The sequence below is a fragment of the Burkholderia sp. NLJ2 genome, from assembly GCF_049487195.1.
GTDB classification, from domain to species: Bacteria; Pseudomonadota; Gammaproteobacteria; order Burkholderiales; family Burkholderiaceae; genus Burkholderia; species Burkholderia pyrrocinia.
Genome location: NZ_CP137808.1, coordinates 2,293,092 through 2,307,831, shown reverse-complemented (window position 1 = coordinate 2,307,831; position 14,740 = coordinate 2,293,092). Strand labels below are relative to the sequence as shown.

General features: G+C 68.2%; 8 protein-coding genes. 5 read left to right on the top strand and 3 right to left on the bottom strand.

Going from position 1 to position 14,740, the window contains the following annotated elements; translation table 11 throughout:
* Window positions 1-35 precede the first annotated feature (35 nt).
* The 5 genes from R9B84_RS10595 to def all read left to right on the top strand — a co-directional run bounded on the left by R9B84_RS10595 (window position 36) and on the right by def (window position 8,776).
* Window positions 36-977 carry a DMT family transporter gene (locus R9B84_RS10595; RefSeq protein WP_423759988.1) on the top strand — a complete coding sequence of 314 codons (942 nt, stop codon included), beginning with the start codon at window positions 36-38 and terminating at the stop codon, window positions 975-977.
* A gap of 139 nt (window positions 978-1,116) precedes the next feature.
* Window positions 1,117-4,629, top strand: coding sequence for a chromosome segregation protein SMC (smc, locus tag R9B84_RS10590; RefSeq protein ID WP_423757931.1), 3,513 nt, complete (start codon window positions 1,117-1,119; stop codon window positions 4,627-4,629).
* An 85-nt stretch (window positions 4,630-4,714) separates the two neighbouring features.
* Complete coding sequence (locus R9B84_RS10585) at window positions 4,715-6,004, top strand: cell division protein ZipA C-terminal FtsZ-binding domain-containing protein (RefSeq protein ID WP_423757930.1); 1,290 nt, start codon at window positions 4,715-4,717, stop codon at window positions 6,002-6,004.
* A gap of 166 nt (window positions 6,005-6,170) precedes the next feature.
* Complete coding sequence (gene ligA / locus R9B84_RS10580) at window positions 6,171-8,246, top strand: NAD-dependent DNA ligase LigA (RefSeq protein ID WP_423757929.1); 2,076 nt, start codon at window positions 6,171-6,173, stop codon at window positions 8,244-8,246.
* Window positions 8,243-8,776, top strand: coding sequence for a peptide deformylase (gene def, locus R9B84_RS10575; RefSeq protein ID WP_423757928.1), 534 nt, complete (start codon window positions 8,243-8,245; stop codon window positions 8,774-8,776). Before ligA ends, def begins: the two co-directional genes overlap by 4 nt.
* Before the next feature lie 106 nt (window positions 8,777-8,882).
* On the opposite strand, the gene R9B84_RS10570 is transcribed toward def, so the two are convergent.
* The 3 genes from R9B84_RS10570 to map are packed head-to-tail and all read right to left on the bottom strand — an operon-like array spanning window position 8,883 to window position 14,475.
* The gene (locus R9B84_RS10570; RefSeq protein ID WP_423757927.1) at window positions 8,883-11,021 is read right to left on the bottom strand and encodes a pseudouridine synthase; all 2,139 of its coding nucleotides are present in this window, start codon (window positions 11,019-11,021) and stop codon (window positions 8,883-8,885) included.
* Between the two features lie 16 nt (window positions 11,022-11,037).
* Complete coding sequence (locus tag R9B84_RS10565; protein ID WP_423757926.1) at window positions 11,038-13,614, bottom strand: [protein-PII] uridylyltransferase; 2,577 nt, start codon at window positions 13,612-13,614, stop codon at window positions 11,038-11,040.
* Between the two features lie 45 nt (window positions 13,615-13,659).
* Window positions 13,660-14,475, bottom strand: coding sequence for a type I methionyl aminopeptidase (map, locus tag R9B84_RS10560; protein ID WP_423757925.1), 816 nt, complete (start codon window positions 14,473-14,475; stop codon window positions 13,660-13,662).
* Between the last annotated feature and the right edge of the window lie 265 nt (window positions 14,476-14,740).

Below are 14,740 nucleotides of genomic sequence, written 5' to 3'. Positions count from 1 at the left end.
CGGCCGGGCCGGTGGAACAAAGGGTATTGAACCAAATGAATAACGCGGTACGCGGCAGCCTGCCGACGCTGGCCATCCTGGTCGGCGCATCGGTATGGGGCCTGATCTGGTATCCGCTGCGGATCCTCGCGTCGCTCGGCGTGACGGGCACGCTGGCGAGCGCGCTGACGAGCCTCGTCGCGTTCCTGTTCGTGATCGTCACGCGGCACCGTACGATCGCGACGCTGCGCTGGCACTGGGTGCTGCCGGGCATCGCGGTCACGGCCGGCGTGACGAACCTCGGTTTCGTGTGGGGCACGATCCACGGCGAGGTGCTGCGCGTGATGCTGCTGTTCTACCTGACGCCCGCATGGACCGCGATCTACGCGCACTTCCTGCTGCGCGAGCGGTTGACCTGGGCCGGCGCGGGGCTGGCGGCGCTGTCGATCGGCGGCGCGATGCTGATGCTGTGGTCGCCGAAGCTCGGCATGCCGCTGCCGGCCAACCCGGCCGAATGGGCCGGTCTCGCGGCCGGGCTGAGCTTCGCGATGAGCAACGTGCTCGTGATCAAGGCGAGCCGCGAGCTGCCCGGGATGCGCGCGGAGATGCGTACCGCGACGCTGTTCGGCGGCGCGGCGGTGTTCGGCGCGATCGCGTCGCTGTTCGAAGGGCTGCCGGCCGCGCCGGCGGGCGGCCAGCTCGGCGTCGCCGCGCTGATCGTCGCCGCGATCGGCGTGACGATGGCGGCGAACAACCTGCTCGTGCAATACGGCCTCGCGCGCGTGCCGGCGAACCGCGCGTCGATCATCATGCTGTTCGAGATCGTGATCACCGCGCTGTCGGCGTGGGTGTTCGCGAACGAGCTGCCGACCGCGCGCGAGTGGGCGGGCGGCGTGTGCATCGTGCTGGCGACGCTGCTGTCCAGCCGGGTCCATCGTGCCGCACCGGCACCGGGCAAACCCGGCGACGGTCGGGACGGCGCACGCGCGATGGTATGATGGAAGCCGTTTGCGGGGCCCAACGCTGTATGCGCGCGGCCCCGCTTTTGAATTCCGGGGCGCGTCGCGCGCATGGGTCGTTCGGCCCCGCGCAGCGCGGCCCCGTCCGTTTCACACCTTCTTCACATCCGATACCGCCGTGCGTCTGAGCTCGATCAAACTCGCTGGCTTCAAATCCTTCGTCGATCCCACGCATTTCCAGGTTCCGGGCCAGCTTGTCGGCGTGGTGGGCCCGAACGGGTGCGGCAAGTCCAACATCATCGACGCCGTGCGCTGGGTGCTCGGCGAGTCGCGCGCCTCCGAGCTGCGCGGCGAATCGATGCAGGACGTGATCTTCAACGGCTCGACCGCACGCAAGCCCGGCAGCCGGGCAAGCGTCGAGCTGATCTTCGACAACTCCGACGGCCGCGCGGCCGGGCAGTGGGGCCAGTACGGCGAAATCGCCGTGAAGCGCGTGCTGACGCGCGACGGCACGTCGAGCTACTACATCAACAACCTGCCGGCACGCCGCCGCGATATCCAGGACATCTTCCTCGGCACCGGCCTCGGGCCGCGTGCGTACGCGATCATCGGGCAGGGCATGATCGCGCGGATCATCGAGGCGAAGCCGGAAGAGCTGCGCGTGTTCCTCGAGGAAGCCGCGGGCGTATCGAAGTACAAGGAACGCCGCCGCGAAACCGAGAACCGCCTGCACGACACGCGCGAGAACCTGACGCGCGTCGAGGACATCGTCCGCGAACTCGGCGCGAACCTCGAGAAGCTCGAGGCGCAGGCCGTCGTCGCGAACAAGTACAAGGAACTCGTCGCCGACGGCGAGGAGAAGCAGCGCCTGTTGTGGCTGCTGCGCAAGAACGAGGCCGCGGGCGAGCAGCAGAGGCAGCAGCGCGCGATCGAACAGGCGCAGATCGACCTCGAGGCGCAGACGGCGAAGCTGCGCGAGGTCGAGTCGCAGCTCGAGACGCTGCGCGTCGCGCATTACGCGGCGAGCGATGCGATGCAGGGCGCACAGGGTTCGCTTTACGAGGCGAACGCCGAGGTGAGCCGCCTCGAAGCGGAAATCAAGTTCATCGTCGAATCGCGCAACCGCGTGCAGGCGCAGATCGCCGCGCTGAACGCGCAGCGCGAGCAATGGCGCGCGCAGGCCGAGAAGTCGCAGGACGAGCTCGAGGAAGCCGAAGAGGCGCGCGCGATGGCCGACGAGAAGGCCGCGCTCGCCGAGGACAACGCAGCCGCGAAGCACGACGCGCTGCCGGCGCTCGAGGCGACGTGGCGCGACGCACAGGCGCAGCTCAACGACGAGCGCGCGCGGATCGCGCAGACCGAACAGTCGTTGAAGCTCGAAGCCGCGCACCAGCGCAACGCCGACCAGCAGCTCCAGCAGCTTCAGCAGCGCCACGAGCGCCTGAAGAGCGAAGCGGGCGGGCTCGACGCACCGGACGAGGTGCAGCTCGAGGAGTTGCGCATGCAGCTTGCCGAGCAGGAAGAAATCCTCGCCGAAGCGCAGGCGCGTCTCGCCGACGCGCAGGAAACGGTGCCGCGCCTCGACGGCGAACGCCGTGCCGCGCAGGAGCGCGTGCAGGCCGAAGGCGCGCAGATTCACCAGCTCGAAGCGCGCCTCGCCGCACTGAAGCAGCTTCAGGAAAACGTGCAGACCGAAGGCAAGGTGCAGCCGTGGCTCGACAAGCACGAGCTCGGCGCGCTGCCGCGCCTGTGGAAGAAGCTGCACGTCGAGGCGGGCTGGGAAGCGGCGCTCGAAGCCGTGCTGCGCGAGCGCCTCGCTGCGCTCGAAGTGTCGAATCTCGACTGGGTGAAGGCGTTTGCGACCGATGCGCCGCCCGCGAAGCTCGCGTTCTACGCGCCGCCCGCGGCCGGCGAACCGCCCGCGGCGGTGGCCGGGCTGCGTCCGGTGCTGTCGCTCGTGCGCATCGACAACGCGGGCATTCGCGCGGTGCTGAACGACTGGCTCGGCAACGTCTATGTCGCTGACGACGTCGCGCAAGCGCTTGCGACCCGCACGCAACTGCCGGCAGGCGGTGCGTTCGTCGTCAAGGCCGGCCATATCGTTACGCGAGTCGGCGTGCAGTTGTACGCGGCGGATTCGGAGCAGGCCGGGATGCTGGCCCGCCAGCAGGAAATCGAAAACCTGACGCGCCAGGTGCGTGCGCAGGCGCTGCTCGCCGACGAGGCGCGCACGGCTGCGGTACGCGCGGAAGCTGCGCACACGCAGGCCACGCAGGCGCTCGGCGACGTGCGCGCGCAGGCCGAGCGTGCGACGCAGCGTGTGCACGCGCTGCAGATGGACGTGCTGAAGCTCGCGCAGGCACACGAGCGTTATACGCAGCGCAGCACCCAGATCCGCGAGGAACTCGAGGAAATCGGTGCGCAGATCGAAGAGCAGCGCGCGCTGCGTGCCGAGTCGGAAGCGAATTTCGAGCGCTTCGACGGCGAACTCGCGGAGCTGCAGGCGCGCTTCGAAGATAACCAGCTCGCGTTCGAATCGCTCGACGAATCGCTGACGCAGGCGCGTCAGGAAGCACGTGACCTGGAGCGCGGCGCGAACGACGCGCGCTTCGCCGCGCGCAACGCGGTGACCCGGATCGACGAGCTCAAGCGCAGCATCCAGGTCGCACACGAGCAGAGCGAGCGCGTCGCCGCATCGCTGGAAGACGCGCGCGCCGAGCTCGAGACGATCAACGAACAGACCGCGCACACGGGCCTGCAGGACGCGCTCGAGATTCGCGCGGTGAAGGAAGAGGCACTGCAGGCCGCGCGAATCGAGCTCGACGACCTGACCGCGAAGCTGCGCGCGTCGGACGAGCAGCGTCTCGTCGCCGAGCGCTCGTTGCAGCCGCTGCGCGACCGCATCACCGAACTGCAGCTGAAGGAGCAGGCTGCGCGCCTGTCCGTCGAGCAGTTCGCCGAGCAGCTCGCGACGGCCGAGGTCGACGAGGCCGCGCTGAGCGAGAAGCTGACGTCGGACCTGAAACCGTCGTACCTGCAGGGCGAGGTGACGCGGCTCAACAACGCGATCAACGCGCTCGGCCCGGTGAACATGGCCGCGCTCGACGAGCTGAAGGCCGCGAGCGAGCGCAAGGTGTTCCTCGACGCGCAGTCGGCCGACCTGATCGATGCGATCACGACGCTCGAGGACGCGATCCACAAGATCGACCAGGAAACCCGCACGCTGTTGCAGGGTACCTTCGACGAGGTCAACCGTCACTTCAGCGACCTGTTCCCGCGCCTGTTCGGCGGCGGCCAGGCGAAGCTGATCATGACGGGCGACGAGATTCTCGATGCCGGCGTGCAGGTGATGGCGCAGCCGCCGGGCAAGAAGAACGCGACGATCCACCTGCTGTCGGGCGGCGAGAAGGCGCTGACCGCGACCGCGCTGGTGTTCGCGATGTTCCAGTTGAACCCGGCGCCGTTCTGTCTGCTCGACGAGGTCGACGCGCCGCTCGACGACGCGAACACCGAACGTTTCGCGAACCTCGTGCGCGCGATGTCCAACAAGACGCAGTTCCTGTTCATCTCGCACAACAAGATCGCGATGGAGATGGCGCAGCAACTGATCGGCGTGACGATGCAGGAGCAGGGCGTGTCGCGGATCGTTGCGGTGGACATGGAAACCGCAGCGGGTTTTGCCCAGAATTGACGTTTGACGAAACCGGACCGCGTTCGCGCGGCGCATGGGCGCCCGTTCGCGGTTCCGACGAAAAAGAATTGCTGATGGAGCGTGCATGGACGAGTTGACACTCGGTTTGATCGGCGCGGGCGCCGTCGTGGTGGGCGGCGTCGTGGTCTACAACGCATGGCAGGGCGCGAAGGTGCGGCGCAGGATGCCGCGGCCGATGCCGGAAGAAGCGGCCGAGGCGATGAACCGCCCCGAGCGCGACGAAGAGTTGCCGTTTATCGAACCGGTGCGTCAGCCGGTGCGCCGCGAGCCCGCGGCACCGGTCGCGGCGGCGGCCACGCCGGCCGAGGCCGCGCGCGTCGAGCCGACGTTCGGCGGGGCCACCTTAGGCGGGGCCGCGCCTGCGGACATGCCGGCCGATCTGCAGGCCGAGGCGACCGGCGTCGATCTGGCGTCCGAGTCGACCGAACCGGCCGCCGGTGACGAAGCGGTGCCTGCCGTCGTGCACGAAGCGGCCGCCGAACCGGCCGAGCCGTCCGAACCCGTGCTGCCGGCCGCGACGACGATCTCGTCGGCACCGCCCGCGATCGTCGATCGCCGGATCGACTGCATCGTGCCGATCCGCCTCGCCGGGCCGCTGCCGGGCGACAAGATCCTTCCGGCTGCACAGCGGCTGCGCCGCGCGGGCAGCAAGCCCGTGCACATCGAGGGCAAGCCGGACGGCGGCCAGTGGGAACTGCTGCAGAACGGCGTGCGCTACGACGAACTGCGCGCGGCCGCGCAGCTCGCGAACCGCAGCGGCGCGCTGAACGAGCTCGAATTCTCCGAATTCGTGACGGGCGTCCAGCAGTTCGCCGACACGATCGACGGCGCGCCGGAATTCCCGGACATGATGGAGACGGTGGCGATGGCGCGCGAACTCGACGCGTTTGCCGCGCAGTGCGATGCACAACTGTCGATCAACGTGATGTCGGACGGTGCGCCGTGGTCGGCGAACTACGTGCAGGCTGTCGCGTCGCAGGACGGGCTGCTGCTGTCGCGCGACGGCACGCGTTTCGTGAAGCTCGACGCGAAGCAGAACCCCGTGTTCATGCTGCAGTTCGGCGATACGAACTTCCTGCGTGACGACCTCACGTACAAGGGCGGCAACATGATCACGCTGGTGCTCGACGTGCCGGTTGCCGAAGAGGACATCCTGCCGTTCCGGCTGATGTGCGATTACGCGAAGTCGCTGTCCGAACGGATCGGCGCACGCGTCGTCGACGATTCGCGCCGGCCGCTGCCGGAATCGACGCTCGTCGCGATCGACCAGCAGTTGATGAAGCTGTATGCGAAGCTCGAGGAAGCCGGCATTCCGGCCGGTTCGCCGGTCACGCGCCGCCTCTTCAGCCAGTAACGCGATGGCGCGGACGGCGGGCCTCGGCACCGTCGTTCGCCGTTGCCGCGCACGCCTTTTCGTGTGCGCTGCAGCACGTCCATCCGGCGTGCATTGCACGCCCCGCGGCGGCGTCAAACTGAGATAATCGGGCATCCGATTTTCTCAGAACGAATCTGCCGCCAGCATGGCCCGAACCCAAGCCGAACCGCCAGCCAGCCAGTCCGACGCGCGCGCCGCGTGGCTGCGCAACCAACTCGAGCGGGCGAACTACGCCTACTACGTGCTCGACCAGCCGGATCTGCCCGACGCCGAATACGACCGGCTGTTTCGCGAACTGCAGCAGCTCGAAACCGACCATCCCGATCTCGTGACGCCCGATTCGCCGACGCAGCGCGTCGGCGGCGAAGCGGCCGGCGGCTTCACACCGGTCGTCCACGACGCGCCGATGCTGTCGCTGAACAACGGCTTCGCCGACGAGGACATCGCCGCGTTCGACAAGCGCGTCGCCGATGCGCTCGACAAGACGACCGATCTCGCCGGCGCGGTGACGGAGCCCGTCGAGTACGCGTGCGAGCTCAAGTTCGACGGCCTCGCGATCTCGCTGCGCTACGAGCGCGGTGCGTTCGTGCAGGCATCGACGCGCGGCGACGGCACGACGGGCGAGGACGTGACCGCGAACGTGCGCACGATCCGCTCGATCCCGCTGAAGCTGAAGGGCGAGAACGTGCCGGCCGTGCTCGACGTGCGCGGCGAGGTGCTGATGTTCAAGCGCGATTTCGCACGCCTGAACGAACGCCAGCGCGCGGCCGAGCAGCGTGAATTCGCGAACCCGCGCAACGCGGCGGCCGGCAGCCTGCGGCAGCTCGACTCGAAGATCACCGCGCAGCGTCCGCTGTCGTTCTTCGCATACGGAATCGGCGTGCTCGACGGGATGCCGATGCCCGACACGCACAGCGCGCTGCTCGACTGGTACGAAGCGCTTGGCCTGCCGGTGAACCGCGAGCGCGCGGTCGTGCACGGCGCCGACGGATTGCTCGGCTTCTTCGGCAAGATCGGCGAGAAGCGCGAGTCGCTGCCGTACGACATCGACGGCGTCGTCTACAAGGTCAACCGGCGCGACGAGCAGGAGCGCCTCGGCTTCGTGTCGCGCGCGCCGCGCTTCGCGCTCGCGCACAAGTTCCCCGCACAGGAAGCACTGACCAAGCTCGTCGCGATCGACGTGCAGGTCGGCCGCACCGGCGCGATCACGCCGGTCGCGCGCCTCGATCCCGTGTTCGTCGGCGGCGCGACCGTGACCAACGCGACGCTGCACAACGAGGACGAGGTGCGCCGCAAGGACATCCGGATCGGCGATACCGTGATCGTGCGACGCGCGGGTGACGTGATTCCCGAGGTGGTCGGCGCACTGCTCGACCGGCGTCCGGACGATGCAGCCGAATTCGTGATGCCGACCGAATGCCCGGTGTGCGGCTCGAAGATCGAGCGCCTGCCGGACGAGGCGATCGCGCGCTGCACGGGCGGCCTGTTCTGCCCGGCGCAGCGCAAGCAGGCGCTGTGGCACTTCGCACAGCGCCGCGCGCTCGACATCGACGGGCTCGGCGAGAAGATCATCGACCAGCTCGTCGACCTGAATCTCGTGCGCACGCCGGCCGACCTGTTCAATCTCGGTTTTGCGACGCTCGCCGAGCTCGACCGGTTCGCCGAGAAGTCCGCACAGAATTTGCTCGATTCGCTCGAGAAGGCGAAGCATACGACGCTCGCGCGCTTCATCTACGGGCTCGGCATCCGCCATGTCGGCGAATCGACCGCGAAGGATCTCGCGAAGCATTTCGGCTCGCTGACGCCGATCATGGACGCATCGATCGACGAGCTGCTCGAAGTCAACGACGTCGGGCCGATCGTCGCCGAGTCGCTTCATCAGTTCTTCGCGGAAGAGCACAACCGGACCGTGATCGAGCAGTTGCGCGCGCCGGGCAAGGTGACGTGGCCTGAAGGGCCGCCCGCGCCGAAGGCGCCGCAGGGCGTGCTGGCCGGCAAGACCGTCGTGCTGACCGGCACGCTGCCGACGCTCACGCGCGAGGCGGCGAAGGAGATGCTCGAAGCGGCGGGCGCGAAGGTCGCCGGCTCGGTATCGAAGAAGACGGATTACGTGGTCGCGGGCGCCGAAGCCGGCAGCAAGCTCGCGAAGGCCGAGGAACTCGGCATCCCCGTGCTGGACGAAGACGGTCTGCACCAACTCCTGGAGGGCAATACGCCATGATTCGCGAGATCCTGAAGATGGGCGATCCGCGCCTGCTCGAAGTCGCCAAACCGGTCGAGCGGTTCGACACACCCGAACTGCACGAAATCGTCGCGGACATGTTCGAGACGATGCACCACGCGAACGGTGCCGGGCTGGCCGCGCCGCAGATCGGCATCGGGCTGCAGATCATCATCTTCGGCTTCGGCAACAACAACCGCTACCCGGATGCGCCGCCGGTGCCCGAGACCGTGCTGATCAACCCGAAGATCGAATACATTCCGCCGGACATGGAAGAGGGCTGGGAAGGCTGCCTGTCGGTGCCGGGCATGCGCGGCGTCGTCAGCCGCTACGCGAAGGTGCGTTACAGCGGCTTCGACCAGTTCGGCGCGAAGATCGATCGCGTGGTCGACGGTTTTCACGCGCGCGTGGTCCAGCATGAATACGATCACCTGATCGGCAAGCTGTATCCGATGCGGATCACCGACTTCACGCGCTTCGGTTTCACCGAGGTGCTGTTCCCGGGGCTCGATCCGGCAGGAGACGACTGACCGGCACGCGGGGCGGCAGGCGTCCGGTTTCGCGTCGCCCGCCGGAAACAAAAAAGCCCGCTTGCGCGGGCTTTTTCATTGCGGGCCGTACGTCGCGTGCCCGCGGTCAGAACGTCTCGTCGGCCGACAGATAGCGCCATTGCCCCTGCGGCAGCGCGCCGAGCATCACGCGGCCCATCCGCACGCGCTTGAGGCCGATCACGTCGAGGCCGACCAGTTCGCACATGCGGCGGATCTGGCGCTTCTTGCCTTCGCGCAGCACGAAGCGCAGTTGCTCGCCGTTCTGCCAGCTCACCATCGCGGGCTTCAGCGCGACGCCGTCGAGATCGAGGCCGTGGCGCAGTTTCGCGAGCGATTCCGCGGGGAAGTGCTGGTCGATGTCGAGGAGCCGTTCGCCGAAGCGCACGCGCACCAGGTACTCCTTGTCGATGTCCGATTGCTCGCCGATCAGTTGCTTCGCGATCCGGCCGTTCTGCGTCAGCACGAGCAGGCCGGTGGAATCGATGTCGAGCCGGCCGGCCGGCGCGAGCGCGTGCAGGTGCTGCGGCGAGAAGCGCAGCGGCGAATGGTCGCCGCTCCAGTGGTTCCCGCGCGTGATCAGCACGGCCGCGGGCTCGTAGCCGTCTTCCGCCTGACCCGACACATAGCCGACCGGCTTGTGCAGCAGGATCGTCACCTGCGCGGCCTGCGCGGCGCTCGCGCGCTCGTCGATCTCGATCTTCTGGTCGGCGCGCACCTTGGTGCCGAGCGTGTCGATGCGTTCGCCGTCGACCAGCACCCAACCCTTTTCGATCCATTCGTCGGCTTCGCGGCGCGAGCACATGCCGAGCTCGGACATCCGCTTCGACAGGCGCATCAGGCCCGTTTCGTCGCCGTAGTCGACGTCGGCCGCAGCACGCTTGACCGGTTGCGCGGTCTTGACCGTGCCGGGCGAGCGGCGTTCGCCGTCGCGTGCGGGGCGCGCCGGGCGGTCGCCGAAGCTGCGCTTCGCGCCTTCGCCGGTTGCCTTGTCGCGATAGGACGGGCGCTTACCTTCATCAGCGCCTGCGCGGCGCGGGCGGGCGTCGTCGTCGTTGCGACGCGGCGGACGATCGGACGACGTGCGGCGATCGCCGAAGCTGCGTTTTGCGCCTTCGCCAGATGCGTTGTCACGATACGGTGCGCGAGCACCGCCTTCGCCACCCGTGCGACGCGGCCGTGCATCGTCATCGCGGCGCGGCGGTCGATCCGACGACGTGCGGCGGTCGCCGAAGCTGCGCTTCGCGCCTTCACCGGATGCATTGTCGCGATAGGACGGGCGCTTGCCGTCGTCAGCACCCGCGCGACGCGGCCGTGCATCGTCATCGCGGCGCGGCGGTCGATCCGACGACGTGCGGCGGTCGCCGAAGCTGCGCTTCGCGCCTTCACCGGATGCGTTGTCGCGATAGGACGGGCGCTTGCCGTCGTCAGCACCCGCGCGACGCGGACGTGCGTCGTCATCACGACGCGGCGGGCGATCGGACGACGTACGGCGGTCGCCGAAGCTGCGTTTTGCGCCTTCGCCGGATGCGTTGTCGCGATACGGCGCGCGTGCGCCGCCTTCGCCACCCGCACGGCGCGGACGTGCATCGTCATCGCGGCGCGGCGGACGATCCGACGACGTGCGACGGTCGCCGAAGCTGCGCTTCGCGCCTTCACCGGATGCGTTGTCGCGATACGGCGCGCGTGCGCCGCCTTCGCTACCTGCGCGACGCGGACGTGCGTCGTCATCGCGGCGCGGCGGACGATCCGACGGCGTGCGACGGTCGCCGAAACTGCGCTTCGCGCCTTCACCGGATGCGTTGTCGCGATACGGCGCGCGTGCGCCGCCTTCGCCACCTGCGCGACGCGGCCGCGCATCGTCATCGCTGCGGCGCGGCGGACGATCCGACGGCGTGCGACGGTCGCCGAAACTTCGCTTTGCACCTTCGCCGGCCGCGTTGTCGCGATAAGGGGCACGTGTGCCGCGTTCGGCACCGCCGTCACGTGGCGCGCGCTTGGCCGTTGCGCGATCCGCGCCCGGGCGTTCGGCGCCCGCGGCACCGCGCGGCTTGAACGTGCGTTCGCCGCCGGCAGCCGGGGACGCCTTCTTCGGGCGGGCCGGCTTGTCTCCCGCGGGCGGCGCAGCGGGGCGCACCGCCTTGCGGGCAACGTGGCTGCCGGAGCGGACGGGTGCGCGGGTCGGCGACGCCGGCCGCGGATTCTTGACGGTCAATTTGGTGCGCATAAACGCTGGGATTCATTCAGACTGCGATCGCGCGCAGCAATTCGGTTTCGAGCTGGATCTGCAGGCGGTTGTCGGACAAGCCGGCGCCCGCGAGCAGGAAGATGTCCTCGACGCGTTCGCCGAGCGTATTGATCCGCGCCGCATGGACGCCGATCCGATGCTCGGCGAGTACGCGCGCGATCGAATAGAGAAGGCCCGGCCGGTCGTTGGCGGACACGGACAGGATGTAGTACTGGCCACGCTCGTCGGCCCGCAGGTCGACGCGCGGCGTGATCGGAAACGTCCGGGACAGCCTCGACAGGCGGCCCTTGGACGGCTCCGGCAGCGGTGCGGTTTCGGCGAGCCGCGTCGCGAGCTGCAGTTCGACGAGATTCGCGATGTCGCGGTACCGCACGTCGCGTTCGGTCTGCGTGACGATGAAGTTGTCGAGCGCATAACCGTGCCGCGTCGTGCTGACGCGCGCATCGAGCACCGACAGCCCGTTGCGGTCGAAATACGCGCAGATGCCCGCGAACAGGTCGGGGCGGTCCTTCACGTACACGAGCACCTGCAGCGCGTCGCCGATCGGCGACGGCCGCGCGCGGACGATCGCAGTTTCGGCGTTCACGTGCCGGTACAGCACACGCGTCTGCCATGCGATGTCGGCCGCATCGTGACGCAGGAAGAAGCCGACGTCGAGCTGATCCCACAGCGCGCGGTGCGCGTCGTCGGGCACGGTCTCGAGGCGCAGCAGCGCGAGCGCCTGTTCCTGCCGCGACTTCAGCTCCGAATGCGCGTCGGGGTTCGCGCCGCCGAGCACCGCGAGCGTGATGCGGTACAGATCCTCGAGCAGCTTGCCCTTCCACGTGTTCCACACCTTCGGGCTCGTGCCGCGGATATCGGCGACGGTCAGCAGGTAGAGCGCGGTGAGGTACCGTTCGTTGCCGACGACTTCGGCGAAGCGCTTGATGACTTCGGGGTCGCTCGTGTCCTGCTTCTGCGCGACCTGGCTCATCGTCAGGTGATGCTGGACGAGCCACACGATCAGCGCCGCGTCGTCGCCGGCGATTCCGTGTTCGCGGCAGAAGCGTCGCGCGTCGGCCATCCCGAGCGTCGAGTGGTCGCCGCCGCGGCCTTTCGCGATGTCGTGGAACAGCGCCGCGACATACAGCACCCACGGGCGCTCGAAGTTGCCGATCAGCTGGCTGCAGAACGGGTATTCGTGCGCATGCTCGGCGACCGCGAAGCGGCGGATGTTGCGCAACACCATCAGGATGTGCTGGTCGACCGTGTACACGTGGTACAGGTCGTGCTGCATCTGGCCGACGATGCGGCGGAAGTTCAGCAGGTAGCGGCCGAGCACGCTCGTCTGGTTCATCAGCCGGAACGCGTGCGTGATTCCTTCGGGCTGCTGCAGGATCCGCATGAACGTGTCGCGGTTCTGCGGATCGCGGCGCCACGCGTTGTTCATGATTTCGCGCGAGTTGTACAGCGCGCGCAGCGTGCGTGCGGACAGGCCTTTCACGCCGCGGGTCGTTTCGTACAGCAGGAACGCTTCGAGGATCGCATCGGGATGGCGTTCGAACACGCCGTCGTCGACGATTTCGAGCATCCCCTGCTTCTCGACGAAGCGGTCGGGCGACAGCACGCGCGTGATGCCGCTCGTCGCGGGGAAGAGCTGTGCCTCGATGTTCTGGATCAGGATCGTCGCGAGCTGCGTGACGGCTTTCGCGGCCCAGTAATAGCGGCGCATCAGTTGCTCGCTCGCGCGCTTGGCCTGCGTCGGCTGATAGCCGAAGCTCTCGGCGGCCTGCGTCTGCAGGTCGAAGACGAGCATGTCCTGGCGGCGGCCGGCGATCACGTGCAGCCGCGCGCGCAGCGTCTTCAGGAAGCCTTCGTTGCGGCGCAGCTCGCGCGCTTCGCGATCGGTGATGAGGCCGCGCGTGTCGAGCTCGCGCCAGCTGCTGCCGAAGCCTGCCGCACGCGCGATCCACAGGATCGTCTGCAGGTCGCGCAGCCCGCCGGGGCTTTCCTTCACGTTCGGTTCGAGGCTGTACGGCGTGTCCTGGAACTTCGCGTGGCGCTGGCGCATCTCGAGCACCTTCGCGGTGAAGAACGCACGGGCGTCGAGCGCCTCGTGGTAGCGCACCGTGAAGCGCTCGAACAGCGCGGTGCTGCCGACGATGCGGCGCGCTTCCAGCAGCGAGGTTTGCACCGTGACGTCCTGCGACGCCTCCTCGATGCACTGCGCGACCGTGCGCACGCTGCTGCCGATCTCGAGGCCGAGATCCCACGCCATCCCGATGAAGCGCTCGATGCGCGGATCGAGCGCCGGGTCGTGCGCATCGGGCAGCAGCACGAGGATGTCGACGTCGGAATAGGGGGCGAGCTCGCCGCGCCCGTAGCCGCCGACGGCGACGAGCGCGAGCGTCGCCGGCAGCCCGCACTCGTCCCACACGCGCTTCAGTGCGTCGTCGGTGAGTTTCGACTGCGCGTGCATCAGCGACGCGACGTTCGTCGCGCGGCGAAAGCGCTCGAGCATGTCGGCTTTGGCGGCCTTGAATTCGGCGCGCCGCGACAGCGCTTCGGGCGAGGGGGCGGCGTGAGCGCTCATGGGCGGCCGTTCAGGTGGGGGCGGGGCGGGCTGGCGCGACGGCGCTCAGACTGCGGAGGCCGGTTGCGCGAACACGGGGCGCGCCGGCGTGCCGGCCGACACGGTCAGCACGTCGTAGCCGGTTTCGGTGACGAGCACCGTGTGCTCCCACTGCGCGGACAGGCTGCGGTCGCGCGTCTTGACCGTCCACTGGTCGGGCATCGTGCGGATGTCGCGCTTGCCGGCGTTGATCATCGGCTCGATCGTGAAGATCATTCCGGGCTTCAGTTCGATGCCCGTGCCCGGACGGCCGTAGTGGACGACCTGCGGATCTTCGTGGAACACCGTGCCGATGCCGTGGCCGCAGTATTCGCGCACGACGCTGTAGCCCTGCGCTTCCGCGTGCTTCTGGATCGCGTAGCCGATGTCGCCGAGGTGCGCGCCGGGCTTGACCTGGTCGATGCCGAGCCACATGCACTCGTAGGTGGTCTGCACGAGGCGCTTCGCGAGGATCGAGCCCTCGCCGACGATGAACATCCGGCTCGTGTCGCCGAAGTAGCCGTTCTTGATCACGGTGACGTCGATGTTCAGCGCGTCGCCGTTCTTGATCACCTTCTCGCCGGGAATGCCGTGGCAGATCACGTCGTTGACCGAAATGCAGGTGGCCTTCGGGTACGGCGGATAGCCGGGCGGCTGGTAGTTCAGCGGCGCGGGGATCGTGCCCTGTTCGTTGAGCATGAACTCGTGGCAGAGGCGATCGAGTTCGGCGGTCGTGATGCCCGCGACGACGTGCGGCGTGATGAAGTCGAGCACTTCGCTCGCGAGACGGCAGGCGACGCGCATCTCGGCGATGTCGTGTTCGTTTTTGAGCGTAATAGCCATCGAGGTATGCCTGGAATGCGGTGAATTGATGGATTATCGCACCTTATGGCGGGCCTCGCAGCCCCTGCCGGCCGCGCGGATGCGGGTTTTCGCCGATTGTCCGGCCGGCTGCCGCGCGGCTAGCGAAAGTGGTGCGCGACTTGAGAGTCGACAAGTCGGCGTGCTATACTCTTTGGCTAAGTCGATATCCGAATGCCGAGTTTGCCCCGTCTTGGGGCGGCATCGCGGTGAAAGGCTTACGGCACGGGCGTTTTGCACGTGCCGA

Bases quoted from the DNA above. Each gene is read 5' to 3' on its own strand.
- R9B84_RS10585 (WP_423757930.1), top strand. From the start codon at position 4,715: ATGGACGAGTTGACACTCGGTTTGATCGGCGCGGGCGCCGTCGTGGTG.
- R9B84_RS10570 (WP_423757927.1), bottom strand. From the start codon at position 11,021: ATGCGCACCAAATTGACCGTCAAGAATCCGCGGCCGGCGTCGCCGACC.
- map (WP_423757925.1), bottom strand. From the start codon at position 14,475: ATGGCTATTACGCTCAAAAACGAACACGACATCGCCGAGATGCGCGTC.
- ligA (WP_423757929.1), top strand. From the start codon at position 6,171: ATGGCCCGAACCCAAGCCGAACCGCCAGCCAGCCAGTCCGACGCGCGC.
- R9B84_RS10595 (WP_423759988.1), top strand. From the start codon at position 36: ATGAATAACGCGGTACGCGGCAGCCTGCCGACGCTGGCCATCCTGGTC.
- R9B84_RS10565 (WP_423757926.1), bottom strand. From the start codon at position 13,614: ATGAGCGCTCACGCCGCCCCCTCGCCCGAAGCGCTGTCGCGGCGCGCC.
- def (WP_423757928.1), top strand. From the start codon at position 8,243: ATGATTCGCGAGATCCTGAAGATGGGCGATCCGCGCCTGCTCGAAGTC.